The sequence below is a fragment of the Mesorhizobium sp. CNPSo 4661 genome (assembly GCF_057784215.1).
Map to the genome: position 1 here is coordinate 118,667 of NZ_JBWGIO010000013.1, position 26,547 is coordinate 145,213.

Below are 26,547 nucleotides of genomic sequence, written 5' to 3' on the forward strand. Positions count from 1 at the left end.
GTCAAGCTGTAGCCCCGATCACTGCGCCGGGGCAGGTGCCGGAGCAGGGGCCGGTGCCGGAGCAGGGGCCGGCGCGGGTGCAGGAGCCGGGGCCGGCGCGGGAGCCGGGGCAGGCGCCGGAGCGGGTGCCGGCTCAGGGGCTGGGGCAGGCGTTGCAGGCGCAGGGGCCGGCGTGCTGGCGGCCGGCGGCTCAGCCGGGGCCGGGGCGTGCTCGCCGCCGCTTCTGCCAAAGACATAATACGCAACAATAGCCAGGATAATGACAACAAGGGCGATCAGCCACCCGCTGCCGCCACCACCGCCACTCGAGGTGGGAGGCGTGCTCGAAGGGGTGAAGGGGTCGTTAGGGTTCGCCATGAAACGTGTCCTCCTTGGATGAAAGTCATCAAAATAACAGCCATCAACGCGCTGATCCCGCATCGGGTTTCACGCGAACGGGCGGAAAGCGCTGAAAAACCGGCGTTTTCAGGTCCGCCAGCCGCCAGACGACTCAGTTGACGGCGGTAACAATATACCCTGCCTTGCGAAAATCCTCGACCAGTCCTTCCGGACCGGGCAGATGCATGGCGCCGACTGCCATGAAAACGTTGCCCTTGGCCAATATCGGCCCGGCATGCGCCGCCATCACCTTGTTGCGGCTGGTGATCATGGTCTGCTCGAAGGCGGCATAGCCGGCCTTGTCGTCCGCCGTCTCCGGCAAAACGGCGCGGAAGAGCGGCCAGAACATGCCGACCTCGCCACGCTGGTAGAGCACGATCATGGTCTCGTTGACGTCGTTGACCTTGTCGCCGAGCTTCATCGTCTCGACTAGGCTCTTCATATGGAATTCGAGCGGCAGCGAGGCCATGGCGCGCAACTGATCGACGGCGGTCTCGAGCCCTTCGACGTCCTTTCCCGAGGCCTTGGCGTCCGAAGCGAGCTTGACGTCCAGCACGGGTTCGCCGGCGCTCTGGCGCGCCACCTCGCAGGCCGGCAACGCCATCATCGCCGACAGGATCCACGGCTTCATCTTGGCAACCGTCGCCGGCGGAATGCCACGCGCGTCGAGCCCCTTGTTTAGCGCCGCCGCATCGTCCGGCGACAGCAGTGACGACAGTGTGGTGTTGTCGGTGAACATCATCAGGCCGGGTTCGCTGGCCATGGCGGCCATCATCTTGGCCTTGTCGAGCGCATCGGTGGTCTCGATGACGATCGTGCCGGCGCCGTCATAGGCTTTCTGCGCGGCGGCCGGCAGCGTGGTGACGCGTGTATCGGTCATGTGCATGGTGCCGAACAGATAGGACGGCTTTTCGCCCGGTTTCTCCAGCTTCCACAGCAGTCCCTTGCCGTTGGGGACGGCCGCGGCCTCGGTCTCGACCTTCTTGAAGGCGGCGGGGTCGCTCTTTTCCAGCGCGGTCAAAAGATCGGCGCCGGCGCAGCTGGGGGCTTGCGCATGCGCCCGGCCGGCAAGCAGCAGAACGACAAGGAAAGACAGGAAGAACAGCAGGTTGAGCGCCGCGAGCAGCTTCAACGAGACAAGGGCCGCGCGGTCGGCGATGGCGATGACGCGTTTCATGAGAAGCGTCTTAGCGCCGAAAAGCGGCAAAACGGTTAACCGGCGGGGTGAAATTGTTTGAGGTGCGGAGTCGCATGGGATGCCCTTGGTGGTTAGCGGAAACGCCCATCGGGTCGTCATCCACGGGCGGAGCAAGGAGCGAAGCGACGCGCGCAGACCCGAGGATCCATTCCGTGACTTCAACGTGTTGCAAGGGTGCAGAATTCTGCTCCGTTGCGCCCTACGATCAGGGTAACGGCATGGATTCCAGGGTCTGCGCGCGTCGCTTCGCTCCTTGCTCCGCCCTAGAATGAGGAAGTCGGCGGTCTCACGCCCTTGGATGCGCCTTCTCATAGATATCGAGCAGCCTTGCCGTGTCGACGCCGGTGTAGATCTGCGTGGTCGACAGGCTGGCGTGGCCGAGCAGTTCCTGGATGGTGCGCAGGTCGCCGCCACGGCCGAGCAGATGGGTGGCGAAGGAATGCCGCAAGGCATGCGGCGTCGCGGTGTCGGGCAGGTTGAGCGCCGAGCGCAGCTTCGCCATCTCGCGCTGGACGATGGCCGGGTTGAGCGGGCCGCCACGCGCGCCGCGGAACAGCAGTTCCTTGGCGTCGATGTGGAAGGGACAGAGCCGGCGGTATTCGATGACCGCCTTGCGGGCCACCGGCAGCACAGGCACCAGCCGCGTCTTGCCGCCCTTGCCGGTGACGCGCAGCACGGTGTCGACCTCCGAGGCGAGGTCGCCGCCGGTCAATCCAAGCGCTTCGGAGATGCGCAGCCCGGAGCCGTAGAGCAGTGTCAGCACGGCGGCGTTGCGGGCGGCGATCCATGGCTCCTCCGCAAGCTGGCCCTCCACCGCCACGACCTGCCTGGCGTCGCTTGCCGTCAGCGGCTTGGGCAGCGATTTCGGCTGGCGCGGCGCGCGCAGCGCCGCAGCACCCGCAGCATTGACCACGCCTCGCCGTTCGAGAAAGCGCAGCAGCGAGCGGATGCCGGCAAGGCCGCGCCCCAGCGTGCGGGCGCCGGCGCCGTCATTGCGGCGCTTGGCGAGGAAGCCGCGCAGGTCGGCCGGGCGCAGGTCGGCGATGTCCGAAATACCGGGCGGACCGCCGCAATGTCCGGTCAGGAAATGCAGGAACTGGCGGGTGTCGCGCTCATAGGCCTCGACCGTTTCCGGCGACAGCCGGCGCTCGCGCGCCAGTGTCTTCAGCCACGTCTCGCGCGCCGCCTGAAGGTCGGGTTTTGCCGGGATGAGGAATTCCTGCATGACGGCAGTTTCGGGCAAGCGGGTTAGGAAGCGGTGAAGAGGCGATCATTGAAATGACGGCTTGACGGGGTTAGAGCAGAGCAAAGGAAGCGCCGCCGATGTCGAAGCTCGAAAATCCCGTACAGATGGCCGTGATCGGTGCCGCGCACGGCATCAAGGGCGAATTGCGGGTGAAGACCTTCACCGGCGATCCGCTGGCGCTGGCCGATTACGGACCGCTCTTTGCCAAGGATGGCCGTGCCTTCCTGATCCTGGACATCAGGTCGGCTGGCACCGTCGTGGTCGTGCGCTTCAAGGGCGTCGCTGACCGCAACGCCGCCGAGGCGTTGGCCGGCACCGAGCTTTTCGTCGACCGCTCGGTGCTGCCCGACGATGGCGAGGAGGACGAATTCTATCACGCCGACCTCATCGGCCTCGACGTCCGGGACGACACGGGCGTCATCGGCAAGGTCGTCGCCGTGCATAATTTCGGCGGCGGCGATATCCTCGACGTCACGCTTGCCGGCCGCAAGGGCGTGCTGATCCCGTTCACGCAAGCCGCGGTGCCGCATGTTTCGATCGCCGACGGATTCGTGGAGGTCAACCCTCAAGCGGCGGGGCTGGTTGAAGACGAAGAAGACGGCGAAGTGCCCAAGGATGCCGGCTTCGACCCGAAGGGCAGGCCGCGCGGACCGAAGGACGCCGGGGGCAACCGTTGAGCTTTGCCGCTTCGGTGCTGACGCTCTATCCGGAGATGTTCCCGGGCGCGCTCGGCCTATCGCTGGCCGGCCGCGCGCTGGAGGCCGGGACATGGTCGCTTGAGGCGATCCAGATCCGCGATTTCGCCACCGACAAGCATCGCACCGTCGACGACACGCCGGCCGGCGGCGGCGCCGGCATGGTGATGCGCGCCGACGTGCTGGCAAGAGCGATCGACCACGCCTCGCCGCCGGGCGATGAACGTCCGAAGCTGCTGATGAGCCCACGCGGAAAACCGCTGACGCAGGCGCGCGTGCGCGAGCTGGCCGCCGGGCCGGGCGCCGTCATCCTGTGCGGCCGTTTCGAAGGCGTCGACCAGCGGCTGATCGAGGCGCGGGGGCTGGAGGAGGTCTCGATCGGCGATTTCATCCTGTCGGGCGGGGAGCCCGCGGCGCTGGTGTTGCTCGACGCCGTTGTGCGGCTGTTGCCCGGCGTCATGGGCAATGCCGTCTCGGGCGAGGAAGAGAGTTTCGAGAACGGCCTGCTCGAGCATCCGCATTACACGCGGCCGCAGGAATTCGAGGGCAGGCCGATCCCGGACGTGCTCATCTCCGGCAACCACAAGAAGATTGCCGACTGGCGGCGCGCCGAGGCCGAGAAGCTGACGCGGGAACGGCGGCCGGATCTTTTGGCGGCGGATCAGCCCTTGTTGAAGTAGTAAAAGGCGAGGAACAGGCCGACGGCGACGACGAAGCCGCGCACGACGCCCTGCGGCACGCGCTTGGCGATCCAGACGCCGGCATAGCCGCCGAGCGCGCCGCCCGGGATCATGACGATCGCTTGCGGCCAGGCGACGACGCCGCCGGAAACGAAGACGAGGATGGCGATGGCAGCGATGACCACAGCCAGCATGTTCTTCAGCGCATTGAGCTTGTGATAGTCGCCGGCCTGGGTCAGGCCGAGCGTGGCCAGCATCATCACGCCCATGCCGGCGCCGAAGAAACCGCCATAGACTGACGTCAGGAATTGCGCCAGCGAGCCGGCAAGCGTGCCGACCGAGGCCTGGTGCTCCGGTCCGGCTGTCGGTTTAAGCCACGGCCCGGCGGCGAACAGCGCGGTCGCGGCGATCAGCAGCCAGGGGACGAGCGCTCGAAAGGATGGATTGGAGAGCGCGAGCAGGATCAGCGAGCCGGCCAGCGCGCCGAAGGCGGAGATGATGCAAAGCAGCAGCGCCTGGCGCCAGAAATGTTTTATGTCGTCGCGATAGGCGAGCGTCGAGGTGATGTAGCCGGGAAACTGCGTCACCGAGGAGGTGGCGTTGGCGACGATCGGCGGTACGCCGACCAGCGTCATGGCGCCGAAGGTGACGAAAGTGCCCCCGCCGGCGACGGCATTGACCGCGCCGGAGACAAAACCCGACAGAAAGAGCAAGACGGCATCGAAAAAAGTCATTTTCCCCGCTTAGAAAGCTTGCGAGGCCCGCGCAACCCGGCACGGCCGCAATAAACGTGGGCCATGGACGCAAAATATGCCTCAAAGTCCTTGTTTTGATGCATGTCGTCGTCCCAGAACCGCGCACACTTCCGGGCGACATGCATTAGGGGCGTGACAAAGCGGCAAAATGGCTGTATGTCGCCGCCCGAACCGGAAGAACGATCTTTCGGACCCGTCAACAAGTGCGGTGTAGTCGTCCCTGCCCGATGTTTCGACAAAGGGCATAGCCGAGCGGTCATTGGAACTGCAAGGTGAGCTGAGGACGCTCTGACTGTCGGAAGAACAAGAAGTGGATATTTGAGATGGATCTCATCCGTCAGCTCGAGGCCGAACAGGCCGCCAAGATCGAAGCCAAGCGCAAGCTACCCGAATTCCAGCCGGGCGACACCGTGCGCGTCCAGGTGCGCGTCACCGAAGGCACCCGCACCCGCGTCCAGGCCTATGAGGGCGTCGTCATCGCCCGCGCCGGCTCCGGCTTCCAGGAGAATTTCACTGTGCGCAAGATTTCCTACGGCGAAGGCGTCGAGCGCGTTTTCCCGGTCTACTCGCCGATGGTCGAGGGCGTCGAGATCGTGCGCCGCGGCAAGGTGCGCCGCGCCAAGCTCTATTACCTGCGCGACCGTCGCGGCAAGTCGGCCCGCATTTCGGAAAACACCGGCGTGCGCGCCCGCAAGCTGAACGACGAAGAGCGTGATGCTTTGGCCGCCGAACGCGCCCGCATCGAGGCCGAGAAGGTCGCCGCCGCCCAGGCGCTGGCCGCCGAGACGGCCGCCAAGGAAGCCGCTGAGAAGAAGGCCGCCGCCGAGGCTGCTTCGGCCGAATAAGGTTTTTTGCGAAACAAATTTTGGAAAGGCGGCTTCGGCCGCCTTTTTCATTTCTGCCACCGCCTTCATCTCACCAAGCCGTGATCGCTTGCGGCAAGAAAACCGCTTCGTCGTCGTTGACAGCTAATTATCTTGTACACCAAATGATCGTGTACAAATCAAATGGAGATGAAAATGTCGGCACTTTACAGCACCCAGGCTCACGTCAGCGGCGGCCGCAACGGTCATGGCGAGACCAGCGACGGCCTGCTCAAGGTCGATCTGGCGATGCCGAAGGAACTCGGCGGCAAGGGTGGCGCCACCAATCCCGAGCAGCTTTTCGCGGTCGGCTACGCGGCCTGCTTCGAAAGCGCGGTGCGTTTCGTCGCCCGCCAGCAGAAGCTGCCGCTGCAGGACGCTTCGGTCACGTCCACGGTGAGCCTCTATCCGAACGACCAGGGCGGCTTCCGTCTTGGCGTTTCGCTGGCGGCCGAGATCAAGGGGCTTGATCAGGCGGGCGCAGAGGCGCTTGTATCGGAAGCGCACAAGATTTGCCCCTATTCCAACGCCATCCGGGGCAATATCGATGTGGCGCTCTCGACGGTGGCGCGTCCGGCAAAGGCAGCATGACGACTGAAACCGAAATTCGGCCCAGCGACGTCCCGGCGGATAGCGCCGGGGCGTTTCCCGTGCCGCGTCTCGACCAGCAGCTCTGCTTCGCGCTTTATTCGGCAAGCGGGCTGATGACGAAGCTCTATCGACCGTTGCTCGATCCGCTCGGCCTCACCTATCCGCAATATCTGGCGATGCTGGCGCTGTGGCAGCGTTCGCCGAGCACGGTCGGCGAGCTTGGTGAAGCGCTGGGTCTCGATTCGGCGACGCTGACGCCCTTGATCAAGCGCATGGAAGCGGGGGGCCTGGTGACGCGCCGGCGCGACAGCGCCGACGAACGCCGGGTGCTGGTCGAGCCGACAGCCAAGGGCGAGGCGCTGCGGGCGAAGATGAAGGACGTGCAGGAAGGGCTTAGCTGCGGCATGCCGCTGGAGCGGGCCGAGCTCAAAGCCCTGCACGGCACGCTGACACGGCTGGTCGCCGGACTGCGCGAGTCCACGGCGGACCAGGACTGATCACGGCAACGGTCATCCTCGAAACCATCCTTGAAGAGCATCGGATTGCGTATTGGCGCGCCAGGTCGCGGCAGACCGGCTTGCAAGGCGCTTGCGGCAAGCTAAAGTCGGTGCCAGGATTTTTCCCGGCCGCGAAAATTGCTGCGCGGTCGCACATTCGGGGATTTGTCATGACCAAGTCGAAACTGCTGCTGGCCGCCATGGTGGCCTGCGTTCTCGCGCCTGTCGCCGCACTCGCCGACAATTTGCCCGATCTCGGTGGCAAAAAGGTCGTGGTGGTGACGGAAAACGCCTATCCGCCGCTGCAGTTCATCGACAAGAAGACCGGCAAGCAGATCGGCTGGGAATATGACGCGATGGACGAGATCGCCAAGCGGCTGAACTTCAAGGTCGAGTATCAGAACACCTCCTGGGACGCGATGATCCAGGCGGTTTCCGACAACCAGTACAACATCGGCATGACCGGCATCACCATCAAGGACGACCGCAAGGAGAAGGTGGACTTCTCCGACCCCTATATGCGCTCGGAGCAGTTCATGCTGGTGCGCGGCGATGAAAGCCGCTTCACCGACGCCAAGAGCTTCGGCGCCTTCAAGGACGGGCTGATCGGCGCGCAGCCCGGCACCACGCCGTTCTACACCGCCGTCTACAGCGTGCTCGACGGCAACGAGCAGAACCCGCGCATAAAGCTGTTCGAGACGTTCGGCGCGACGGTGCAGGCGCTGAAGACGGGCGACGTCGATGTCGTGCTCACCGACGGCACCGCCGGGCAGGGCTATGTCGATGCTTCCGAAGGCAAGCTGAAGCTGATCGGCGGGCCGCTCGGCACCGAGGATTTCGGCTTCATCTTCCCGAAGGGCTCCGACCTGGTGAAGCCGGTCAACGCCGCGATCGCCGCGCTCAAGGCCGACGGCACGTTCGACAAGCTCAACAAGAAGTGGTTCCTCGATTACAAGATGGGGCAGTAGGCCCTGTTGTTGAGAGTGGTGCGTGTGCGCCGCCTATCCTTCAACGTCGGTAATTGGCGAAAGCCGCCGCGACGTCCGATCTCCCCCCTTGCGGGGGAGATGCCCGGCAGGGCAGAGGGGGGTGTGCCGGAACGCGAGGTTTCGATTTCACGCCTCTTCGAATCGAATCCGATCAGAGGCTGTGATCGTAGTCAGTTGATGGGCCGGCGGGACAGCACCCCCCTCTGTCCTGCCGGACATCTCCCCCGCAAGGGGGGAGATCAGCAGCTCTTGCGAAGGCATCTATTCACCAGCGTTGGGAACTGATGCCGCCCGTAACATCCGCTGCCAAACCCGAATTCCCCTGGTGGCTGGCGGCCGCCCTCGTCCTTGCTTTGGCCGCCGCCCTCGCCATTGCCTCCAGCGACCTCTATGCGCAGGTCTTCGCCACCGTCGCCAAGGGCATCGGCATCACCATCTTCGTCACCGCGGTCGCTTTCGCCTTGGCCTCCGCGCTTGGGCTCGGCATCGCGCTGATGGCGCTGTCGGGATCGCAGTGGCTGCGCCAGGTCGCGCGCTTCTATGTCGAGATCATCCGCGGCGTGCCGATCCTGGTGCTGTTGTTCTGGATCGCCTTCGCCGGCGCGCCGGCCTTCGTCGCGGCCTGGAACGCGCTGACCGCGCCGCTGCAGGGGGCCGGCCTGATGGGCGAACTGCTGGTGCGCGATGTCTCGCTGCTGTGGCGCGCCATCATGGCGCTGACCATCGGCTACTCGGCCTTCATCTCGGAAGTGTTCCGGGCCGGCATCCAGTCGGTCGAGAAGGGCCAGATCGAGGCCGCCAAGGCGCTTGGGCTCAGCCGCGCGCAGCGGTTCCGGCTGATCGTCTTCCCGCAGGCGATCCGCATGATCCTGCCGCCGCTCGGCAACGACTTCGTCGCCATGGTCAAGGATTCCTCGCTGGTCTCCGTGCTCGGCGTCGCCGACATCACCCAGATCGGCAAGGTCTATGCCGCCGGCTCGTTCCGCTTCTTCGAGACCTATTCGATCGTCGCCTATATCTACCTCATCCTGACCGTCGGCCTGTCGCTGGCGCTGCGGGCGCTGGAACAGCGGCTGCGCCGCCAGCTTCAGGAATAGCCGGCGGCAAAAGTCCGCGCTACGATCCAGGGTGTGTTGATATTCAGGTGATGCCCGGCCTGCAAATGATGGTTTTCTGCGCTTCCGGTGCTCACGGACCCGAATGTCCGCTCCGCTCCGGCCTTCGCCGGCCGAAGCCCTCATAAGTGTCTCCGCTCTATGAAGGCTACGGCCGGCGTAGGCCGGTTCTCGAAAGCCACCATTTTCGACTCGGCCTGACCTGAATCTCAATACACCCTAAGGCCAAGAGGATCGTTTCATGAATTTCGACAAGGCCAATGCGGCGCTGGACTCCGTCTACACGGCCGACACGCCGGAAGGGCTTGCCAAGGCCTATGCCGACTGGGCGGCGACCTATGACAGCGAGACCGCCTCGCTCGGCTATCTCCTGCCTTTCCTCATCACCGCCTGGGTGGCGCGGCACGTGCCGGCGGGCGAAGGTCCGCTGCTCGACGCCGGCTGCGGCACCGGCCTGTCGGGGCCGTCGCTGAAGGCTTTGGGCTATGGCGACATCGCCGGGCTCGACCTCTCCGACGACATGCTGAAGATCGCCGGCAGCCGCCAGGCCGATGGCAAGCCGGCCTATAGCGAGCTGAAGAAGGCGATGCTCGGCGGACCGCTGCCCTGGCCCGACCGGCATTTCCGCGCCTTCTTCTCGACCGGCGTCTTCACCATCGGCCATGCGCCGGCCTCCGGCCTGCACGAGCTGGCGCGCATCACCAAAAGCGGCGGCCACGCCATCTTCACCGTGCGAGACCAGGTTTTCGAGAGCGGCGGTTTTCAGGCGGTGTTCGACGAGATGGAGCGGACGAAGAAATGGCGCCTGGTGGAGCAAAGCCCATGGTTCCGCTGCTACGCCATCGGCGATCCGGAAGCGCTGGTGAAGACGTTTGTGTTTGAGGTGATGTGAGCGCTACTTACCTTCTCCCCTTGTGGGAGAAGGTGGATCGGCGCGTAGCGTCGAGACGGATGAGGGGTGTTCCAGCGGAGTGAGACGTTGGTGGCATCTGGAGCACCCCTCATCCGTCGCCTTCGGCGACACCTTCTCCCGCAAGGGGAGAAGGGGAGCGTCGCGCTAATTGCCGAAAAGCCAAAACATTGCTATCTACGCCGCCATGGAAAAGCTTTTCAGCGATCCGGCCTACAAGGGTTTCGTGCTGCAGGACAGGAAGCGCCTGCCGTCGCGATTTTCCGCGCGGGTCTGCGGCGCGCTCACCAGCCGACTTAGCCAGGCCGACTGACCGAAGTCGCTTGCCGGCCGAAGGCCGTCAGCTTTCCCATTTCTCATATCGACGGATTTACGCACATGAGCGCACCGCGCACCCTCTACGACAAGATCTTCGACGACCACACGGTCGACCGCCAGGACGACGGCACCTGCCTGCTCTACATCGACCGCCACCTCGTGCACGAAGTCACCAGCCCGCAGGCCTTCGAGGGCCTGCGCATGACCAACCGCAAGGTCCGGCATCCGGAAAAGACGCTGGCCGTGGTCGACCACAACGTGCCGACCTCGCCCGAGCGCAAGTTCGGCATCAAGAACGAGGAAAGCCGCATCCAGGTCGAGGCGCTGGCCAAGAACGCCAAGGATTTCGGCATCGAATATTATTCCGAGAACGATATCCGCCAGGGCATCGTCCACATCATCGGGCCGGAACAGGGTTTTACGCTGCCGGGCATGACCATCGTCTGCGGCGACAGCCACACCTCCACGCATGGCGCTTTCGGCGCGCTGGCGCATGGCATCGGCACGTCCGAGGTCGAGCATGTGCTGGCGACGCAAACGCTGATCCAGCGCAAGGCCAAGAACATGCTGGTGCGCGTCGACGGCCAGCTGCCCGAAGGCGTCACCGCCAAGGACATCATCCTGGCCATCATCGGTGAGATCGGCACCGCAGGCGGCACTGGCTACGTCATCGAATATGCCGGCGAGGCGATCCGCTCGCTGTCGATGGAAGGCCGCATGACGATCTGCAACATGTCGATCGAGGGCGGCGCGCGTGCCGGCCTGATCGCGCCGGACGAGACGACCTTCGCCTATGTGAAGGACAAGCCGCGTGCGCCGAAGGGCGCCGCCTGGGACGCAGCGCTCGCCTATTGGAAGACGCTCAATTCGGATGAAGGCGCGCATTTCGACAAGGTGGTTGTGCTCGACGCGGCCAAGCTGCCGCCGATCGTCTCCTGGGGCTCCTCGCCCGAGGACGTCGTCTCGGTGCAGGGCATCGTGCCCAATCCCGAAGAGATCGCGGACGAGAACAAGCGTACGTCGAAGATCCGCGCGCTCGACTATATGGGCCTGACGCCGGGGACCAAGATCACCGACATCGCGCTCGACCGCGTCTTCATCGGCTCCTGCACCAATGGCCGCATCGAGGATTTGCGCGCCGCTGCCAAGGTGGTCGAGGGCAAGAAGGTCAACCCGCGCGTCAACGCCATGATCGTGCCGGGTTCCGGCCTGGTCAAGGAACAGGCGGAGGCCGAAGGCCTCGACAAGATCTTCGTCGCCGCCGGTTTCGACTGGCGCGAACCGGGCTGCTCGATGTGCCTGGCCATGAACGACGACCGGCTGAAGCCGCATGAGCGCTGCGCCTCGACCTCGAACCGCAATTTTGAGGGCCGGCAGGGTTTCAAGGGCCGCACGCACCTGGTGTCGCCGGCCATGGCCGCGGCCGCGGCGATCGCCGGCCACTTCGTCGACATCCGCGACTGGAAGTAACCGCAGCGCTCAACAAAGGGCCCGGACACGTCGTCCGGGCCCTTTGCTTTCTATCTGCGAACGATCTCGTGAAACTCCTCGCGCCGGCCGGGCTCGTCGGCGGCGACGACCAATGCGAGCTGCCGCTCGTCGAAGATTTTGAACCACTCATCCCATTCGACCAACTCGTAGCCACCGGCATTGGGCGGTCGCTCCGGCCGGTCCTGGTCCTCATAGGCTTGCTGGTCGAAAACCAGGCGCAGCATGGCCTGCGTTCCGGCCTCGGGCGAGACATCGACGATGGCCGGGAAACCGGCGCGCGCTGCCGCCCAGGAGCGGATTTCATCGTGATCGGTCAAAGTGATCGTCTCGGCCATCTCGATCGTCTCCTGTCTGGCGCTCCTGCCTGGCCCGACAACGCCGCTTCGGCAGGCCGGTTCCGTATGGCTCCGCGACGTATTTATCGGAGGGCTTAACCGCTTGTTTGGGCTTAAGTCCTAGTATCTCCCGTTGGGTAAGTTGGGGAAAGTCGCAGTCCTTTGGACACCGGTCTGCTCATAGCGCTGCTCAATCCGACGATAGCGCTGGCGCTTGGCGCCGCGTTCCTCGTGCTTTTTTCCTATCAGCGCCATCGCCCGTATCTGGCGGCGCTCGGCGCGAGCTATTGCCTGTCGGCGCCGGGATTCCTGCTGCAATATTTTACGCTTCCGGTCGGCGTGGCGCTGACCAAGCTCACCTCCAACATCTGCTTCACGATCGCTGCCTGCTGCCTGTCCAGCGCGATCGTCGCGCGCTACGGGCGGCGCGTGCCCTATGTCGGCATCGGTATCGTGACCGGAGGCGGGCTCTGCGCCTTCATCTGGTTCATGTTTGTCCAGCCGGACCTCACCTGGCGCGTGCTTGGGATGAATTTCGGCTTCGGCGCGCTCAGCCTGCTGGTCGCCGCCGAACTGAGAACGGTACGCAACAACGGCCCGACCGAGAAGATCCTGTTCGCGCTGTCGCTGCTTTCCGGGCTGAACTTCATCGTCCGCACGCTGGTCGTCGTGATCGCGCATGGGCCGTTCCCCAGCTATGACGGCTTCTACGGTTCCTCCTACTGGACGACGGCGCTGCTTTCGCATGCGCTGTTGTCGCTGCTGATCGCGCTTTGCCTGTTCACGGCCGCCGCGCTCGACGTGATGAGGGCGCTGAAGGCCGAGACCCATACCGACCCGCTCTCCGGGATCCTCAACCGCCGCGGTTTCGAGGAGCGGGCGACGCTGCTGCTCGACCAGTGCGGCAAGGCCGGCTTTCCCGTCGCCCTGGTGCTGGCCGACCTCGATCACTTCAAGGCGCTGAACGATCGGCACGGACATGAGGCCGGCGACCGGGTGATCGCCGACTTCGCATCCAAGTTGCGCTCCGCCACCGGCGCGCGCGGGGCCGCCGGGCGCATCGGCGGCGAAGAGTTCGCCGTGCTGTTGCCGCTCAGCGACCTGGGGGCGGCAAGGCTCTTCGCCGAAGCGATCCGTTCCTTCTATTCGGCCGGCGCGATCGACGGCCTGCCGCCCGGCATCAGGGTCACCGCGAGCTTCGGCGTTGCCGCCCGCTCCGGCAGGGAAGGGCTGATGCCATTGATGCGGCGCGCCGACGAGGCGCTCTACAAGGCCAAGAAGACCGGCCGCGACAGCGTTCGTCTGTCCTACGAGCGGCCTGAAACGACGTTCGTCACCGAACCGCTCGCCGTCGGCTGAGGCGGGTTGACCTCCCACGCCCAAACCCAGTAGGCGAACGCAACGTTCGCGATTGGCCGGAGCGAATGCAGCTTCGTCATCCTTGGGCGAAGCAAGGAGCGAAGCGACGCGCGCAGACCCGAGGATCCATGCCGTGACCTCAATCGAAGGATGCGGCGGCCCTGAAACAAGCGTCTTGGTCCGCTGTGAACTCTGCCCAATTCTGACCTGCTTTGCGCGTCACGGATGTCACGGCATGGATTCCAGGGTCTGCGCGCGTCGCTTCGCTCCTTGCTCCGCCCAAGAGTGACGAAACAACGGGCGTTTCCGGCTAATCACGGAGGTCTGCGGTCTCTGCCACAGTTAGCGTTAACGTGTTTTTCGCCCGTCGATGCTTTTCTGTCCGGACCATCCGACGAAGGAACATATGGGCAGCGCCGACTTCATACTGATGATCAACCTCGTCGTCGCCGGGCTGCTGGCGGCGGCATTCATGGCGGTTGCCGTCTATGGCACCGGGCGCGTGTCGGCGCGCTGGCTTGCCTTCAGCTACCTGCTCGGCATGGCCTATTTCGCCATCGAATTCAGTATCCCCGCCTTCGCGAACGCGCGGCTGCCGGTCGTTGCCGCCTTTGCCGTGTTCCTCGGCGCAACCGTCGCCTTCAACGGCGGGATCGCCCACAAATATGGTGTGAGGCCGCCCTGGTCGCCGATGCTGTGCTTCCTCGTCGTCGCCTCCGTCGCCGTCTATCTGGTGCAGGACCTGCCGCGCCACTCGCTGACGCGCATGATGGCCTACCAGCTTCCCTACGCCGTCATGCAGTTCACCGCGCTCGGCATCGTGTTGTCCTCGAGGCAAAGGCTGGCGCGGCTCGACCATCTGCTTGCGCTGGTGCTTGGCGCCAGCGCAGTGCAGTTCGCTTCCAAGCCGCTCATCGCCGGCGCACTGGGCGGCTGGGGCGCCAACCCGCAGGCCTATGTGCAGACCAGCTACGCGCTGGTCTCGCAATCGCTCGGCACCGTGTTCGGGTTGGCGCTGGCGCTGCTTGCCTTGGCCGTGCTGGTGCGCGACGCGCTCAACGAGGCGACCTCGAAATCGGAAACCGACACCTTGTCGCGGCTCTACAACCGCGGCGGCTTCGAACGCCATGCCGACCTTGCCATGCGGGATGCCGTCCGGCGCGGCGTGCCGGTGGCGCTGGTGATCGCCGATCTCGATTATTTCAAGAGCATCAACGACAGCTACGGCCATGCCTGCGGCGACCGCGTGATCGAGAGCTTCGCCGGTTTCCTGCGCGAAGCCGCGGCCGAACACCATGTCGCCGGCCGCATCGGCGGCGAGGAGTTCGCCATCATCCTGCCGGGCACCAATCTCGCCGCGGCGCGGCTGTTTGCCGAAGGCGCGCGCAACGCGTTCGGCGCCCTGCCGATCGATGGCCTGCCCGCCGAGCACCGCTGCAGCGCGAGCTTCGGCGTGGCCGAGCTTGCCGCCGATGAGGGTTTCGCCGATCTTTTGCGGCGCGCCGACGCAGCGCTCTACGACGCCAAGAATGCCGGGCGCGACTGCGTTCGCGTGTCAGGCGCGCTGCGGCGGCGCCAGGCGCCGACGATCTTCAACGGCAAGGGCTGAGATTGGGCATCTCGCCGTCGGAAAGCCCGTACATATAGGAGCGGCCCTTCACCAGCACCGGCGGCTGGTAGCAGCCGGGCGAGCCGGGCTCGTCCGCATCGTCATAGACGACATCCGGCTGGCCGGCGCTGGTGAATTCGGAAAGCTTTTTCGCAAGCTTGCCCTCGCCGACGATGATGCGCTTGTAGCCGGCGGCGCTGTCGATGACGAGATTGCCGAAGGAATCGGCATAGACGCGGTCGTGATGGCGCAGGCCGGCTTCGGCCGGCGCGGCGATTGCCGTCACCAGCCCCGCCAGCGCAGCGGCGGCAACGCTTGCCCGCACTGAATTCGAACGCATGTCGCTCTCCCTTGGTCGGCACGATCGCGCCTGGAATATGGTTCGAATCGGAAATTAACCCTTTCTTAACCTTTGTTAAGAGGCGGGCGGCTTTCGGCGCCGGTTCTTAAGGAACATGGTTAATTTTGAGCGGACCGGCTTCCCAGGAAACGGGCCGGTCGGGAGCTGCGCTGACTCCGGGTCAACTTGATCTCGCGGCGCCGCGTGGCTACAGCGGTTCACCACTTCACGGAAACGGCAACCGCCTATCTCTTTGTTTCGACGCGATTCCGGACGGAGGCTACGGCGAAGGCGCCGAGCCCAACCGCTCACACTTTTCCTGGAATTGCTGTAGCGTGCCGCGCACGAAAGGGCAGCTTATGAACTTTGGCCACACGGTTGGGGTATCGATCGCCATCCCGCTGCTTCTCGCGGCCGCGGCCTGCGTGCCGCAGGACGGTGCGCCGAAGGCGGCGAATGCCGCGCCGGCTTCGCCTGCGCCAATCCAGCAGTCCGCCACGCCCGCCGCGGCGGTACCCACAGCGCCCCCGACCTCCGCGGGGGCCCCAGGATCTGCTGCGGCCCCAGGATCTGCTACGGCCAAGACGCCCGTGCCACCTGCCGCACCGCCAACCAAGATCTTCACCGACCTTACCACGCCGCGGTCCGGCATCGGCACGGCCACCTACAGATGCGGCAATGGCGGCATGATCACCATCCAGAATGTGGGCAGCGCATTACGCGTCATGCGGCCCGATGGCTCGACCGAGGAGTTCGCCGCTTCGCCCGCCAACCAGAGCAGCCGCTACCAGGAAGCCGCGACGCATGACGCAATCGTGATCGACGGGCGCGAGGCGCTGGTGATGAAAAGAGGGTCGACGCCGCAGACCTGCAAACGCTGAGCTGCGACGAAGTTCGGTGAGGCCGGCCTGCCCCGAATCTCGATGCACTCGGGCATCTCGTGGTCATCTGATTGCTGCACTGCAGCGAACGTTGCGCCGGCTTCGAAACAGCCGCTAATCGATTGAAGCGCGCGACGGCCAGTTTGTCAGACTAAATGATGTTTCCAAAACGATTTTCCGGCTTTGACGCGGTGCAAAAAGAGCATTAGAAACCGGCTGTCCGAAGCCATATGTGAGGGCGGCAAACGCCGCATCGCGGCTCCAGGATGCCGAACTGGGGGAGCCATGAGCAAATCACCAGCCACCCGCGCAATTGCCAGACGTGAACGACCGCTTTCACCGCATCTGACGATCTACCGGCCGCCGATCACGATGACGATGTCGATCATCCATCGCATCACTGGCGGCGCGCTCTATTTCGGGACGCTGCTGGTGGCGGCGTGGCTGATCGCCGCTTCGAGCTCGCAGGCTGCCTTCGACGGGGTCAACTGGGCCTTCGGTTCCTGGCTCGGCCGGCTGGTTCTGTTCGGTTACACCTGGGCGCTGATGCACCACATGCTGGGCGGGCTGCGCCACCTCGTCTGGGACACCGGCGCGGGATTGGAAAAACATACGGCCTCGAAGATCGCCTGGGCGACGCTCGCCGGCTCGATCGTGCTGACGCTGCTGATCTGGATCGCCGGCTACATGGCGCGGGGAGCTTTCTGATGAGCGCGAACAACACCGATATGCGCACGCCGCTCGGCAAGGTGCGCGGCCTGGGCTCGGCGCGCGAAGGCACGCAGCATTTCTGGCGCCAGCGTCTGACCGCGATCGCCAACATCCCGCTGCTGTTGTTCTTCGTCGGCTTCCTGATCGCGGTCAACGGCCATGGCTACACGGAAGTGCGGGCGTCGCTCGCCAATCCCTTCGTGGCGCTGGTGCTGGCGCTGGTACTGATTTCCGGCCTCTACCACATGCGACTCGGCATGCAGGTCATCATCGAGGACTATGTGCACGGCGAAGGCATGAAGCTGGCGCTGATCGCCCTCAACACCTTTTTCTGCGTTGCAGTCGGCGTCGCTTCGCTGTTTGCCCTGCTCAAACTCGCATTCGGAGGCTGAAGGCCTTGGCCAAGGATACAAGCAAGACGGCTTCCGCCTACACTTTTGTCGACCACAAATTCGACGTCGTGATCGTCGGCGCCGGCGGCGCCGGCCTGCGCGCCACGCTCGGCATGGCCGAGCAGGGATTGCGCACCGCCTGCATCACCAAGGTGTTCCCGACGCGCTCGCATACGGTCGCGGCGCAAGGCGGGATCGCGGCCTCGCTCGCCAATATGGGCCCGGACAACTGGCAGTGGCACCTCTTCGACACCGTCAAGGGATCGGACTGGCTGGGCGATATCGACGCGCAGGAATACATGGTGCGCGAGGCGCCCGCGGCGGTCTACGAGCTCGAGCATTACGGCGTGCCGTTCTCGCGCACCGAAGAGGGCAAGATCTACCAGCGGCCCTTCGGCGGCATGATGATGAATTTCGGCGAAGGCCCGCCGGTGCAGCGCACATGCGCGGCCGCCGACCGCACCGGTCATGCCATGCTGCACACGCTCTACGGCCAGTCGCTGAAGAACAATGCGCAGTTCTTCATCGAGTATTTCGCGCTCGATCTGATCATGGAACCGGACGGCACCTGCACCGGCGTCGTCGCCTGGAACCTCGACGACGGCACCATCCATCGTTTTTCGGCCAAGATGGTGGTGCTGGCGACCGGCGGCTATGGCCGCGCCTATTTCTCCGCCACCTCGGCGCATACCTGCACCGGCGACGGCGGCGGCATGGCCGCACGCGCTGGCCTGCCGCTGCAGGACATGGAGTTCGTGCAGTTCCATCCGACCGGCATCTACGGCGCCGGCTGCCTGATCACCGAGGGTGCGCGCGGCGAAGGCGGCTATCTCGTCAACTCCGAGGGCGAGCGCTTCATGGAGCGCTACGCGCCGTCGGCAAAGGACCTTGCCTCGCGCGATGTAGTGTCGCGCTGCATGACCATGGAGATACGCGAGGGGCGCGGTGTCGGTCCGAAGAAGGACCATATCTTCCTGCACCTCGACCATCTCGATCCGGCCGTGCTGCATGAGCGGCTGCCGGGCATTTCGGAATCGGCCAAGATCTTCGCCGGCGTCGACCTCACCAAGGAGCCGATCCCGGTGCTGCCGACGGTGCACTACAATATGGGCGGCGTGCCGACCAATTACTGGGGCGAGGTGCTCAACCCAACGGCCGAAAATCCCGATCGCGTGTCACCCGGCCTGATGGCGGTCGGCGAGGCCGCCTGCGCCTCGGTGCATGGCGCCAACCGGCTGGGCTCCAACTCGCTGATCGACCTCGTCGTGTTCGGCCGCGCGGCGGCGATCCGCGCCGGCCAGGTCATCGACCGCAAGTCGGCGATCCCCGCGCCCAACGAAGCTTCGGTCGAGAAGATCATGGACCGTTTCGACCGGCTGCGGCACGCCAACGGCCCGACGCCGACGGCCGTGCTGCGGGAGAAGATGCAGAAGGCGATGCAGGAAGACGCCGCGGTGTTCCGCACGCAGGAATCGCTGGAGAACGGCTGCAAGCGCGTTTCGCAGATCTGGGGCGAGCTGAAGGACATCAAGGTCACCGACCGCTCGATGATCTGGAATTCCGACCTGGTCGAGACGCTGGAGCTGGAAAACCTGATGGCCAACGCCATCACCACGGTCTACGGCGCCGAGGCCCGCAAGGAGAGCCGCGGGGCGCATGCGCGCGAGGATTTCTCCGCCCGCGACGACGCCAATTGGCGCAAGCATACACTGGCCCATCTGAGCGAAGACGGCAAGGTGACGCTCACCTACCGGCCCGTGCACACAGAACTGCTGTTGGCGGAAAAGGACGGCGGCATCAACCCGGCCAAAATCGCGCCGAAGGCCAGGGTGTACTGATCATGGCGCTCGCGGCCACCGGATATTCCGGCACGCCCCTTCCGGCCAAGCTCGGCCTGAAGGACGGCATGGTGGCCGCCTTCATCGCGCTGCCGCCGGAGCTCGATGGACTGGCTGAAGCCGTCTCCTTTGCCGGCGTCGACCGGCTTGCCGATTGGGCGGCGATCTCGGGTCGCCAGAAATACGATGCCGTGCACGCCTTCACCCGGCAGCGCGCCGAGATCGAGGACGGCCTTGCCGGCATCGAGACGGCGATCAAGCGCGACGGCATGGTCTGGGTCTCCTGGCCGAAGAAGGCCTCGAAAGTGCCGACCGACGTCACCGAGGACGTGATCCGGTCAGAGGCGCTGAAGCGCGATCTGGTCGACGTCAAGGTCGCCGCCGTGAACGAAATCTGGTCCGGGCTGAAGCTCGTCATCCGAAAGGACCGCAGGTAATGGTCGAACTGACACTTCCCAGGAATTCGAAGGTCGAGCAGGGCAAGACCTGGCCGAAGCCGGAGGGCGCGACGAACCTGCGCGAATACCGCATCTACCGCTGGTCGCCGGACGATGACGAAAACCCGCGCATGGACACCTATTTCGTCGACATGGACGATTGCGGGCCGATGGTTCTCGACGCGCTCTTATGGATCAAGAACAAGATCGATCCGACGCTGACGCTGCGCCGCTCCTGTCGCGAAGGCATCTGCGGCTCCTGCGCCATGAATATCGACGGCTCGAACACGCTGGCCTGCACCAAGGGCGTGGAGGACATTTCCGGCGCGGTGAAGGTCTATCCGCTGCCGCATATGCCGGTGATCAAGGATCTCGTACCGGACCTCACCAATTTCTACGCCCAGCATGCCTCGATCGAACCCTGGCTGAAGACGGTCTCGCCGACGCCGGCCAAGGAATGGCTGCAGAGCCATGAGGACCGCGAGAAGCTCGACGGGCTCTACGAGTGCATCCTGTGCGCCTGCTGCTCGACATCCTGCCCGAGCTACTGGTGGAACGGCGATCGTTATCTCGGCCCGGCCACCCTGCTGCAGGCCTATCGCTGGCTGATCGACAGCCGCGACGAGGCGACCGGCGAGCGGCTCGACAACCTCGAAGATCCGTTCCGGCTCTATCGCTGCCACACCATCATGAACTGCGCGCAGACTTGTCCCAAGGGCCTCAATCCCGCCAAGGCGATCGCCGAGATCAAGAAGATGATGGTGGAGAGAAGGGTCTGAGGCGAAGGCTGTTCGCTCGCGATAACCTTGAACGCAGCTATCCTTCGCGCCCCCTCTGGCCTGCCGGCCATCTCCCCCGCTTGGGGGGAGATTGGCTGTCATCGCGGCTTTCGCCAATCTGCAGGCTTGAAGGATGAGGTGCCGTCGGCGAAGCTGCTGATCTCCCCCCAAGAGGGGGAGATGTCCGGCAGGCCAGAGGGGGGCGCTGTCCCGCCGACTTCAAAAGGATAGGCAACTCTCATGACCGATCTCCCCATCCTCTCTCCTGTCGAAGCCCGTGTCCTCGGCTCGCTGATCGAGAAGAAGGAGCTGACGCCGGACGTCTATCCGCTGACGCTGAACGGCGCGCATCAGGCCGCCAACCAGAAGACCGCGCGCGAGCCGGTGATGGCGCTGGAATTGACCGAGATCAGGCGGGCGCTGAGCACGCTCGAGCAGAAGGGCCTGGTGCGCCAGGCCTTCGCCTCGCGGGTCGAGCGCTACGAGCACCAGATGGCACAGCGTTTTTCGCTGACCACGCCGCAGATCGCGGTGATCGGCCTCTTGCTGCTGCGCGGCGCGCAGACCGCGCATGAATTGCTTGCCCGCTCGGAGCGCATGGCGCGCTTTGCCTCCATCGAGGAGCTTCGCGACAATCTCGACCTGATGATCGGTCGCCGCCCGCCGCTGATCCAGCTGCTCGAACGCGCGCCGGGTCAGCGCGAGGAGCGCTACGTGCATTTGCTGAGCGGGCCGGTCGAGGCGGCGGCGGTGGCAGTCGCACCGTGGCAGTCGGCGGCGACGTCTTCGGATAGCGATCTTGAGGCGAGGGTCAGGGTGCTGGAGGAAGAAGTCGCGGCGCTGCGGGCGAAGATCGAGGCGCTGGGGCTGTAAGCCCCCGGAGACGCTGGCGCGAGGCCCCCCTCTCTGTCCTGCCGGACATCTCCCCCTCAAGGGGGGAGATTGGCAGCTTCGGCGCCGGCATTCCGCTTACGGCGTTGGAGATTGGCGAAAGCTGGCGTGACATCCAATCTCCCCCCTTGAGGGGGAGATGCCCGGCAGGGCAGAGAGGGGGGCGAAGGATCGCAACCCCTCAAAATGAAACGCAAGTCACCCCAACTTCGCGTCCAACGATACCTTGATGGCGCCGAGCGCTTTCGAGACCGGGCATTCGGCCTTGGCCTTCTCGGCCAGTTCCTTGAATTTCGCCGCGTCGATGCCGGGCACCTTGCCGACCAAAGTGATGGCGCTGCCGGTGATGCCGGTGCCGGGCACCAGCGTCACCACGGCCCTGGCGTCGAGCTCGGCGGCCGGCGTGCCGTTCTCGGCCAGGAAATGCGACAGCTGCATGGCGTAGCAGCCGGCATGGGCGGCGGCGATCAGCTCTTCCGGGTTGGTGCCGGATTTGCCGCTCTCGTCCTCGAAACGCGCCTTGAACGAATAGGGCGTGCCCTTCAAGGCGCCGCTCTGGGTGTCGAGCGTGCCTTTGCCCTCTTTCAGATTGCCTTTCCAGACGGCGTTTGCGGTGCGGTCCATGGAATTTCCTCCTGGTCTGTCGGGGTTCTCGCCGGCGGGCGCCGACGTTCCTGGAAACTATAGCGCGGGCGCGGCGGAAGACCATCCACGGCCTGGTATGATTGTGTTTCAGAAAACTCGCGAGAAAAATGCGCGTGAAAAAATGTCGACTTCCCGTCGGCCCGACCGTCCTGCGGGCGGCCACTTACGGCCGATGGAGATTAAGGATGGACAATCTGTTTCTTGCGATCTGGGGAAGGCCGGGGCGAAAAGCCATGCGACTTGAAGAGTTCTGGCTGGATCCGCCGGCACTCGGCTTCGGCCGGCTGGCGGCGGCCATCGCCATCATCGGCGTCGCGGCATGCCTGCTCGATCATGCGGCGACGGCCGGCAAAACCGACACCGTCGCCTTCGCCCGCTATGACGCATCAATGAAAGGAAGCTCGAAATGAAATATGTCTTGCTGGTCTATGGCGAGGAGAAGAACCTTTATGCGCTGACGCCTGAGCGCGCGGCCAAGCTCGATGCCGACTCGCTCGGCTATGACAGGGAGCTCGACCGACAAGGCAAGCTGGTCATCGCGCAGGCGCTGCAGTCGGTGAAGACATCGAAATCGCTCCGGCGGCGCAAGGGCAAGGCGCTGGTGACCGACGGGCCGTTCGCCGAGACCAAGGAGCAACTGCTCGGCTTCGTCATGGTCGAGGCGACGGACCTTGCCGAAGCGCTGAAGATCGCCGAGGGCATCCCGCTGGCCGAGCTCGGGACGGTCGAGGTGCGGGCTATCTACGACATACCGGGTTCGTGATGCCGGCCTAAAGCGCGTCGCGTGAAAACGGATTCACACAACGTGCTTTAGGTGTTTGTTTGATGCGTGTCGTCATCGCAAAACCGAGGTCACTTTTGCGCGACATGCATTAGGCGGTTGCGGCGGGATGTTCAGCTTTTCTTCATCAGTCGCAACCGTTGCGTGTTGAACGAGGGCCGCGCTTCTCTTATCGTCGCCGCGATTTCGGGGGAATTCGGCATGCCTTTCCTGATCGCCATTCTCGGCCTGCTCGGAGCGGCCGCCATCTGGTGGTACCGGCTGAAATATATGAGCGACGCCGCTCGCGAGGTCGCCGATGTCGTCGGTCGCGTCCAGGGCAACATCCGCCGCAAGAAATTGCGCAACCAGGCCGCGCTCTCGCCGCTGACCGCGATCGACGATCCGGTGGTGGCGGCGGCGACGCTGATCACCGCGATCGTCGCGGAGCACGGTCCGATCCTGCCGCAGCGCGAGGCCGTCATCCGCGAGGTGATCGCGCAGATCGCGGAAGGCCCAAAGAAGACCGATGAGGCTGTCGTTTACGCCAAATGGGCGGCCGCGCAGGTCGACGACACGACGATCGTCATCGACAAGTTGGCGCCGTTCCTGCGCGAACGCCTCGATCCGCATGAGCGCGACGACCTGCTCAGGATGCTGAACCGGGTCGCGCAAGGCGGCGGGCAGAGCTTGAAGATCGCCGACCAGCGGATGCTGAGGTTGCGGCAGAAGCTGGGGTTCGAGGTTAATTAAGGGCGCTCGTTAGCGGATCATATGCCTTGGTGGTTGACCGAAACGGCCTATCGCCTCGTCATTCTCGGGCTTGACCCGAGAATCCATGCCGTGACTTCGAACTTGGGGTGCGGCGGAGCAGAAATTCTGCATCGTCGCAGCGCTTATAGGTAACGGAATGGATTCTATGGTCTGCGCCGCGTCGCTTCGCTCCTTGCTCCGCCATAGAATGACGACTGGACAGGCGCTGCGGCCAATCGGGCGCTAGATCGCCTCGCCCTTCAGCAGCCTTGGCGTGTCGCCGGACAGGCCCGAGGCCTGGCGGATGAAGAAATCCTTGAGCCTGGGCATGCGCTCGACCAGGCCGAGGCCAAGGTCGCGCACGGCGCGCAGCGGGCCGATGTCGTTGGAGAACAGCCGGTTCAAGACGTCGGTGGTGACGCCCATCTGCAGCGTGTCGAAGCGGCGCCATTGCTGGTAGCGTTCGAGCACGTCGAGCGCGCCGATGTCCTGGCCGAGCCGGTCGGCCTCGACCACGACTTCGGCGAGCGCGGCGACATCCTTGAAACCAAGATTGAGGCCCTGGCCGGCGATCGGGTGGATGCCGTGCGCGGCGTCGCCGGCCAGCGCGAAGCGCGGCGCGACGAAGGCGCGGGCCAGCGTCAGGCCGAGCGGCCAGGCGCGCGGCTTGTCGGCGACGCTTATTTCGCCGAGCTTCAGGCCGAAGCGCTGCTCCAGATCGTGCTCGAAAACGAACTCGTCGCCCGCGACCAGCGCCTTGGCATCTTCCGTGCGCTCCACCCAGACGATCGACGAGCGGTTGGTTCCATCCTTGTCCGGCTTCAGCGGCAGCGTCGCGAAAGGCCCCGCGGGGAGGAAATGCTCCTCGGCGCGGCCATTGTGCGGACGCTCATGCGCCACCGTGCAGACGATGCCGGACTGGCCGTATTCCCATTTGACCGTCTTGATGCCGGCCATGTCGCGCAGTTTCGAGTTGACGCCGTCGGCGGCGATCAGCAGCCGCGCCTTCAGCGTCGCGCCGTCCGCCAGGTGCACGGTGATGCCGGCGCCGTTCACATCGAAGGCGCTGACCGCCATGCCTTCGATGAGATCGATGCCGAGCTTTTCGGCGCGGCGGCGCAGCGCGCCGTTCAAGTCTCGGTTGGCGACCATGTGAGCGAAAGGCTCGCCGGGCGCCACCTCGCCGTCGAAGGTCAGAAACACCGGACGCACCGGATCGGCGGCGCGCGAGTCGGTGATGATCATCTCGGTGATCGCCTGCGCTTCCGGCGCGATGTCCTCCCAGACGCCGAGCTGCTCCAGCATACGGCTGGCGGCCGCGGCGATGGCCGAGGCGCGGCCGTCGCGCTGCCAGACGCCGGCTGGCGCCGCGTCGACGACGGCGACGGCGAGGCCCGGGCGTGCCTGCTTCAGCGACACGGCCGCGGTGAGGCCGACATAGCCGGCGCCGGCGATGAGCACGTCGAGCGGCGCCTCGCGCTTTCCATCGGCGCCCGTTGCGTCCGGCTTGCGGTCGACCATGGCATCATCCTTTCACGGCTTCGGCCGGCCGCCGCTTGCGGCCTTGACTGCCCGCACGTCCTGTCCGAAACCGGCCATGGCATATCCTCGAAGGATTTCAAACATGACAGCGGCCATGGACGAGCTTCTCGACATTCTCGACCTCGAGCAACTCGAACACAATCTGTATCGTGGTCGCAGCCCCAAGGTCGACTGGCAGCGCGTCTTCGGCGGCCAGACCATCGCCCAGGCGCTGGTCGCCGCGCAGCGAACCGTGGAGCCCGAGCGCCACGTGCATTCGCTGCACGGCTATTTCATGCGGCCCGGCGACACCAAGCTGCCGATCGTCTACGAGGTCGACCGCATCCGCGACGGCGGCTCCTTCACCACGCGTCGGGTCGTGGCGATCCAGCATGGCCAGGCGATCTTCTCGCTGGAGGCCTCGTTCCAGCAGGACGAGGTCGGGCTGGAGCACCAGATGCCGATGCCGCGCGACGTGCCGGAGCCGGACACGTTGCTCACCCAGCCCGAGCTGCTCGGCAAATTCGGCGAGGCGGTGCCGGAAGGCATCAGGCGCTACTGGGAGCGCGACCGGCCGATCGAGATGAAGCCGGTGATGCTGAAGCACTACACGAGCCGCGAAAAGCTCGATCCGCAGCAGAACATCTGGATCCGCACCACTGGCCCGGTGCCGGAAAACCGCGCGACGCAGGCGGCCGTGCTCGCCTACCTCTCCGACATGACGCTGCTCGACACCTCGACCTTCGCGCATGGCCGCGCCATCTTCGACCGCGACATCCAGGCCGCCAGCCTCGACCACGCCATGTGGTTCCACCGCAGCCATTCGCTGGACGACTGGATCCTCTACAATCAGGACAGTCCGTCGACGCAAGGGTCGCGCGGCTTCACCCGCGGCTCGCTGTTCGCGCGCGATGGGACGCTTATCGCTTCGGTCGCCCAGGAAGGCCTGATCCGACTCAAACGCTGAGCCGGTTTCTGTTCAAGCCTACTAAATAGGCATTTTCCAGATTTTGCCTATTTTTTGATCTGGCAGCCCGATGCGCGCGCGCACAAATACTGTGCGCGGGTCACCGGTTCCCTTTGTTTACAACAGGTTAACACCCTGCTTCGGCAATTGGCACGGAGCTTGAATCCTGTCGGGCACTCTCCGGCTCTCCTCGGGATCGGTGAAGGTGTGCAAACGCGGGGGACCGCAACAGCAAAGGGTGAAACCTTATGAAAATCGTGATGGCAATCATCAAGCCGTTCAAGCTCGACGAGGTGCGCGAAGCGCTCACCGCCGTCGGCATCCAGGGCCTGACCGTCACCGAAGTCAAAGGCTACGGGCGTCAGAAGGGACATACGGAAATCTATCGCGGCGCGGAATACGCGGTCAGCTTCCTGCCGAAAATCAAGATCGAGGTCGCGGTCGGCGCCGACATGGTCGACAAGGCCGTCGAAGCCATCACCGCGGCTGCCAAGACCGGCCAGATCGGCGACGGCAAGATCTTCGTCTTCGGCATAGACCAGGCGGTGCGTATCCGTACCGGCGAAACAGACACCGACGCGCTCTAAGCGGCGAACACCCATT

At 64.8% G+C, this 26,547-nt stretch carries 31 protein-coding genes; 24 read left to right on the forward strand and 7 right to left on the reverse strand.

Features of this window, described 5'->3' with window-relative positions:
- Positions 1 to 490: 490 nt before the first annotated feature.
- Together AC0YKC_RS20735 and AC0YKC_RS20740 are read right to left on the reverse strand one after the other, a co-directional pair.
- A complete protein-coding gene (locus AC0YKC_RS20735) occupies positions 491 to 1,555 on the reverse strand; it encodes a TraB/GumN family protein (protein ID WP_488512359.1) in 1,065 nt (354 codons plus the stop codon).
- 307 nt (positions 1,556 to 1,862) lie between these two features.
- A complete protein-coding gene (locus AC0YKC_RS20740; RefSeq protein WP_488512360.1) occupies positions 1,863 to 2,801 on the reverse strand; it encodes a tyrosine recombinase XerC in 939 nt (312 codons plus the stop codon).
- A 98-nt stretch (positions 2,802 to 2,899) separates the two neighbouring features.
- Between AC0YKC_RS20740 and rimM the strand changes: the two genes are divergently transcribed.
- Positions 2,900 to 3,499 carry a ribosome maturation factor RimM gene (gene rimM / locus AC0YKC_RS20745; protein WP_434724514.1) on the forward strand — a complete coding sequence of 200 codons (600 nt, stop codon included), beginning with the start codon at positions 2,900 to 2,902 and terminating at the stop codon, positions 3,497 to 3,499.
- On the forward strand, positions 3,496 to 4,197 hold the full coding sequence (trmD, locus tag AC0YKC_RS20750) for a tRNA (guanosine(37)-N1)-methyltransferase TrmD (protein WP_488512361.1): 702 nt from the start codon (positions 3,496 to 3,498) through the stop codon (positions 4,195 to 4,197). The genes rimM and trmD overlap by 4 nt, the downstream gene beginning before the upstream one ends.
- Here trmD and AC0YKC_RS20755 read toward each other — a convergent pair.
- Entirely contained in the window at positions 4,179 to 4,931 is a 753-nt protein-coding gene (locus tag AC0YKC_RS20755) for a sulfite exporter TauE/SafE family protein (RefSeq protein WP_488512362.1), read from the reverse strand. The two genes, trmD and AC0YKC_RS20755, sit on opposite strands and share 19 nt — an antisense overlap.
- Before the next feature lie 344 nt (positions 4,932 to 5,275).
- Here AC0YKC_RS20755 and rplS point away from each other — a divergent pair, with 344 nt between their 5' ends.
- From rplS to leuC, 8 genes are all read left to right on the forward strand, one after another.
- Positions 5,276 to 5,797 (forward strand): 50S ribosomal protein L19, encoded by a 522-nt coding sequence (gene rplS, locus AC0YKC_RS20760; protein ID WP_140810401.1) that lies wholly within the window; start codon positions 5,276 to 5,278, stop codon positions 5,795 to 5,797.
- 168 nt (positions 5,798 to 5,965) lie between these two features.
- Positions 5,966 to 6,406 carry an organic hydroperoxide resistance protein gene (locus AC0YKC_RS20765; RefSeq protein WP_488512363.1) on the forward strand — a complete coding sequence of 147 codons (441 nt, stop codon included), beginning with the start codon at positions 5,966 to 5,968 and terminating at the stop codon, positions 6,404 to 6,406.
- Positions 6,403 to 6,903, forward strand: coding sequence for a MarR family winged helix-turn-helix transcriptional regulator (locus AC0YKC_RS20770; protein ID WP_320298089.1), 501 nt, complete (start codon positions 6,403 to 6,405; stop codon positions 6,901 to 6,903). Before AC0YKC_RS20765 ends, AC0YKC_RS20770 begins: the two co-directional genes overlap by 4 nt.
- Positions 6,904 to 7,073: 170 nt before the next feature.
- Positions 7,074 to 7,871: a transporter substrate-binding domain-containing protein gene (locus AC0YKC_RS20775; protein WP_488512364.1), complete on the forward strand. Its 798-nt coding sequence runs from the start codon at positions 7,074 to 7,076 to the stop codon at positions 7,869 to 7,871.
- Between the two features lie 305 nt (positions 7,872 to 8,176).
- Positions 8,177 to 8,989: an amino acid ABC transporter permease gene (locus AC0YKC_RS20780; protein WP_488512365.1), complete on the forward strand. Its 813-nt coding sequence runs from the start codon at positions 8,177 to 8,179 to the stop codon at positions 8,987 to 8,989.
- Positions 8,990 to 9,248: 259 nt separating this feature from the next.
- On the forward strand, positions 9,249 to 9,899 hold the full coding sequence (locus AC0YKC_RS20785) for a class I SAM-dependent DNA methyltransferase (protein WP_488512366.1): 651 nt from the start codon (positions 9,249 to 9,251) through the stop codon (positions 9,897 to 9,899).
- 169 nt (positions 9,900 to 10,068) lie between these two features.
- Positions 10,069 to 10,230, forward strand: a complete 162-nt coding sequence (locus AC0YKC_RS20790) for a hypothetical protein (RefSeq protein WP_434725781.1) — start codon at positions 10,069 to 10,071, stop codon at positions 10,228 to 10,230.
- Positions 10,231 to 10,295: 65 nt separating this feature from the next.
- Positions 10,296 to 11,705, forward strand: coding sequence for a 3-isopropylmalate dehydratase large subunit (gene leuC / locus AC0YKC_RS20795; RefSeq protein ID WP_488512367.1), 1,410 nt, complete (start codon positions 10,296 to 10,298; stop codon positions 11,703 to 11,705).
- Positions 11,706 to 11,755: 50 nt separating this feature from the next.
- Here the strand turns inward: leuC and AC0YKC_RS20800 are convergent, their stop codons facing one another.
- Positions 11,756 to 12,061, reverse strand: coding sequence for a hypothetical protein (locus AC0YKC_RS20800; RefSeq protein WP_320298084.1), 306 nt, complete (start codon positions 12,059 to 12,061; stop codon positions 11,756 to 11,758).
- Between the two features lie 162 nt (positions 12,062 to 12,223).
- On the opposite strand from AC0YKC_RS20800, the gene AC0YKC_RS20805 reads away from it, so the two are divergent.
- Both AC0YKC_RS20805 and AC0YKC_RS20810 read left to right on the forward strand, forming a co-directional pair.
- Positions 12,224 to 13,420, forward strand: coding sequence for a GGDEF domain-containing protein (locus tag AC0YKC_RS20805; RefSeq protein WP_434724508.1), 1,197 nt, complete (start codon positions 12,224 to 12,226; stop codon positions 13,418 to 13,420).
- 406 nt (positions 13,421 to 13,826) lie between these two features.
- Entirely contained in the window at positions 13,827 to 15,029 is a 1,203-nt protein-coding gene (locus AC0YKC_RS20810) for a GGDEF domain-containing protein (RefSeq protein ID WP_488512368.1), read from the forward strand.
- On the opposite strand, the gene AC0YKC_RS20815 is transcribed toward AC0YKC_RS20810, so the two are convergent.
- The gene (locus tag AC0YKC_RS20815) at positions 15,013 to 15,369 is read right to left on the reverse strand and encodes a hypothetical protein (protein ID WP_488512369.1); all 357 of its coding nucleotides are present in this window, start codon (positions 15,367 to 15,369) and stop codon (positions 15,013 to 15,015) included. The genes AC0YKC_RS20810 and AC0YKC_RS20815 overlap by 17 nt on opposite strands.
- A gap of 590 nt (positions 15,370 to 15,959) precedes the next feature.
- On the opposite strand from AC0YKC_RS20815, the gene AC0YKC_RS20820 reads away from it, so the two are divergent.
- The 7 genes from AC0YKC_RS20820 to AC0YKC_RS20850 all read left to right on the forward strand — a co-directional run bounded on the left by AC0YKC_RS20820 (position 15,960) and on the right by AC0YKC_RS20850 (position 21,280).
- Entirely contained in the window at positions 15,960 to 16,250 is a 291-nt protein-coding gene (locus AC0YKC_RS20820) for a hypothetical protein (RefSeq protein ID WP_488512370.1), read from the forward strand.
- A gap of 285 nt (positions 16,251 to 16,535) precedes the next feature.
- A complete protein-coding gene (sdhC, locus tag AC0YKC_RS20825; protein WP_488512371.1) occupies positions 16,536 to 16,958 on the forward strand; it encodes a succinate dehydrogenase, cytochrome b556 subunit in 423 nt (140 codons plus the stop codon).
- Positions 16,958 to 17,353 (forward strand): succinate dehydrogenase, hydrophobic membrane anchor protein, encoded by a 396-nt coding sequence (sdhD, locus tag AC0YKC_RS20830; RefSeq protein ID WP_488512372.1) that lies wholly within the window; start codon positions 16,958 to 16,960, stop codon positions 17,351 to 17,353. The genes sdhC and sdhD overlap by 1 nt, the downstream gene beginning before the upstream one ends.
- Before the next feature lie 5 nt (positions 17,354 to 17,358).
- Positions 17,359 to 19,191, forward strand: a complete 1,833-nt coding sequence (gene sdhA, locus AC0YKC_RS20835; RefSeq protein ID WP_320298885.1) for a succinate dehydrogenase flavoprotein subunit — start codon at positions 17,359 to 17,361, stop codon at positions 19,189 to 19,191.
- A gap of 2 nt (positions 19,192 to 19,193) precedes the next feature.
- The gene (locus tag AC0YKC_RS20840) at positions 19,194 to 19,628 is read left to right on the forward strand and encodes a DUF3052 domain-containing protein (RefSeq protein WP_488512373.1); all 435 of its coding nucleotides are present in this window, start codon (positions 19,194 to 19,196) and stop codon (positions 19,626 to 19,628) included.
- A complete protein-coding gene (locus tag AC0YKC_RS20845) occupies positions 19,628 to 20,407 on the forward strand; it encodes a succinate dehydrogenase iron-sulfur subunit (RefSeq protein ID WP_320298883.1) in 780 nt (259 codons plus the stop codon). The genes AC0YKC_RS20840 and AC0YKC_RS20845 overlap by 1 nt, the downstream gene beginning before the upstream one ends.
- A gap of 240 nt (positions 20,408 to 20,647) precedes the next feature.
- A complete protein-coding gene (locus AC0YKC_RS20850) occupies positions 20,648 to 21,280 on the forward strand; it encodes a YceH family protein (protein ID WP_434724503.1) in 633 nt (210 codons plus the stop codon).
- A 216-nt stretch (positions 21,281 to 21,496) separates the two neighbouring features.
- Here AC0YKC_RS20850 and AC0YKC_RS20855 read toward each other — a convergent pair whose 3' ends face one another.
- Positions 21,497 to 21,922 (reverse strand): OsmC family protein, encoded by a 426-nt coding sequence (locus AC0YKC_RS20855; RefSeq protein ID WP_127862816.1) that lies wholly within the window; start codon positions 21,920 to 21,922, stop codon positions 21,497 to 21,499.
- Positions 21,923 to 22,128: 206 nt separating this feature from the next.
- Here AC0YKC_RS20855 and AC0YKC_RS20860 point away from each other — a divergent pair, with 206 nt between their 5' ends.
- The 3 genes from AC0YKC_RS20860 to AC0YKC_RS20870 all read left to right on the forward strand — a co-directional run bounded on the left by AC0YKC_RS20860 (position 22,129) and on the right by AC0YKC_RS20870 (position 23,456).
- A complete protein-coding gene (locus tag AC0YKC_RS20860) occupies positions 22,129 to 22,353 on the forward strand; it encodes a hypothetical protein (RefSeq protein ID WP_488512374.1) in 225 nt (74 codons plus the stop codon).
- Positions 22,350 to 22,706, forward strand: coding sequence for a YciI family protein (locus tag AC0YKC_RS20865; protein ID WP_320298879.1), 357 nt, complete (start codon positions 22,350 to 22,352; stop codon positions 22,704 to 22,706). Before AC0YKC_RS20860 ends, AC0YKC_RS20865 begins: the two co-directional genes overlap by 4 nt.
- Positions 22,707 to 22,925: 219 nt before the next feature.
- Entirely contained in the window at positions 22,926 to 23,456 is a 531-nt protein-coding gene (locus AC0YKC_RS20870) for a hypothetical protein (RefSeq protein ID WP_320298878.1), read from the forward strand.
- Between the two features lie 243 nt (positions 23,457 to 23,699).
- Here AC0YKC_RS20870 and AC0YKC_RS20875 read toward each other — a convergent pair whose 3' ends face one another.
- Complete coding sequence (locus AC0YKC_RS20875; protein ID WP_488512375.1) at positions 23,700 to 24,977, reverse strand: ubiquinone biosynthesis hydroxylase; 1,278 nt, start codon at positions 24,975 to 24,977, stop codon at positions 23,700 to 23,702.
- 103 nt (positions 24,978 to 25,080) lie between these two features.
- Between AC0YKC_RS20875 and tesB the strand changes: the two genes are divergently transcribed.
- Both tesB and AC0YKC_RS20885 read left to right on the forward strand, forming a co-directional pair.
- Positions 25,081 to 25,944: an acyl-CoA thioesterase II gene (gene tesB / locus AC0YKC_RS20880; RefSeq protein WP_320298876.1), complete on the forward strand. Its 864-nt coding sequence runs from the start codon at positions 25,081 to 25,083 to the stop codon at positions 25,942 to 25,944.
- A 248-nt stretch (positions 25,945 to 26,192) separates the two neighbouring features.
- On the forward strand, positions 26,193 to 26,531 hold the full coding sequence (locus tag AC0YKC_RS20885; RefSeq protein ID WP_006327120.1) for a P-II family nitrogen regulator: 339 nt from the start codon (positions 26,193 to 26,195) through the stop codon (positions 26,529 to 26,531).
- Positions 26,532 to 26,547 lie beyond the last annotated feature (16 nt).

Coding starts and splice junctions, on each gene's coding strand:
- AC0YKC_RS20735 (WP_488512359.1), bottom strand. CDS start 1,555: ATGAAACGCGTCATCGCCATCGCCGACCGCGCGGCCCTTGTCTCGTTG.
- AC0YKC_RS20740 (WP_488512360.1), bottom strand. CDS start 2,801: ATGCAGGAATTCCTCATCCCGGCAAAACCCGACCTTCAGGCGGCGCGC.
- rimM (WP_434724514.1), top strand. CDS start 2,900: ATGTCGAAGCTCGAAAATCCCGTACAGATGGCCGTGATCGGTGCCGCG.
- AC0YKC_RS20755 (WP_488512362.1), bottom strand. CDS start 4,931: ATGACTTTTTTCGATGCCGTCTTGCTCTTTCTGTCGGGTTTTGTCTCC.
- rplS (WP_140810401.1), top strand. CDS start 5,276: ATGGATCTCATCCGTCAGCTCGAGGCCGAACAGGCCGCCAAGATCGAA.
- AC0YKC_RS20765 (WP_488512363.1), top strand. CDS start 5,966: ATGAAAATGTCGGCACTTTACAGCACCCAGGCTCACGTCAGCGGCGGC.
- AC0YKC_RS20770 (WP_320298089.1), top strand. CDS start 6,403: ATGACGACTGAAACCGAAATTCGGCCCAGCGACGTCCCGGCGGATAGC.
- AC0YKC_RS20775 (WP_488512364.1), top strand. CDS start 7,074: ATGACCAAGTCGAAACTGCTGCTGGCCGCCATGGTGGCCTGCGTTCTC.
- AC0YKC_RS20780 (WP_488512365.1), top strand. CDS start 8,177: ATGCCGCCCGTAACATCCGCTGCCAAACCCGAATTCCCCTGGTGGCTG.
- AC0YKC_RS20785 (WP_488512366.1), top strand. CDS start 9,249: ATGAATTTCGACAAGGCCAATGCGGCGCTGGACTCCGTCTACACGGCC.
- leuC (WP_488512367.1), top strand. CDS start 10,296: ATGAGCGCACCGCGCACCCTCTACGACAAGATCTTCGACGACCACACG.
- AC0YKC_RS20800 (WP_320298084.1), bottom strand. CDS start 12,061: ATGGCCGAGACGATCACTTTGACCGATCACGATGAAATCCGCTCCTGG.
- AC0YKC_RS20810 (WP_488512368.1), top strand. CDS start 13,827: ATGGGCAGCGCCGACTTCATACTGATGATCAACCTCGTCGTCGCCGGG.
- AC0YKC_RS20815 (WP_488512369.1), bottom strand. CDS start 15,369: ATGCGTTCGAATTCAGTGCGGGCAAGCGTTGCCGCCGCTGCGCTGGCG.
- sdhC (WP_488512371.1), top strand. CDS start 16,536: ATGAGCAAATCACCAGCCACCCGCGCAATTGCCAGACGTGAACGACCG.
- sdhD (WP_488512372.1), top strand. CDS start 16,958: ATGAGCGCGAACAACACCGATATGCGCACGCCGCTCGGCAAGGTGCGC.
- AC0YKC_RS20840 (WP_488512373.1), top strand. CDS start 19,194: ATGGCGCTCGCGGCCACCGGATATTCCGGCACGCCCCTTCCGGCCAAG.
- AC0YKC_RS20845 (WP_320298883.1), top strand. CDS start 19,628: ATGGTCGAACTGACACTTCCCAGGAATTCGAAGGTCGAGCAGGGCAAG.
- AC0YKC_RS20850 (WP_434724503.1), top strand. CDS start 20,648: ATGACCGATCTCCCCATCCTCTCTCCTGTCGAAGCCCGTGTCCTCGGC.
- AC0YKC_RS20855 (WP_127862816.1), bottom strand. CDS start 21,922: ATGGACCGCACCGCAAACGCCGTCTGGAAAGGCAATCTGAAAGAGGGC.
- AC0YKC_RS20860 (WP_488512374.1), top strand. CDS start 22,129: ATGGACAATCTGTTTCTTGCGATCTGGGGAAGGCCGGGGCGAAAAGCC.
- AC0YKC_RS20865 (WP_320298879.1), top strand. CDS start 22,350: ATGAAATATGTCTTGCTGGTCTATGGCGAGGAGAAGAACCTTTATGCG.
- AC0YKC_RS20870 (WP_320298878.1), top strand. CDS start 22,926: ATGCCTTTCCTGATCGCCATTCTCGGCCTGCTCGGAGCGGCCGCCATC.
- AC0YKC_RS20875 (WP_488512375.1), bottom strand. CDS start 24,977: ATGGTCGACCGCAAGCCGGACGCAACGGGCGCCGATGGAAAGCGCGAG.
- tesB (WP_320298876.1), top strand. CDS start 25,081: ATGACAGCGGCCATGGACGAGCTTCTCGACATTCTCGACCTCGAGCAA.
- AC0YKC_RS20885 (WP_006327120.1), top strand. CDS start 26,193: ATGAAAATCGTGATGGCAATCATCAAGCCGTTCAAGCTCGACGAGGTG.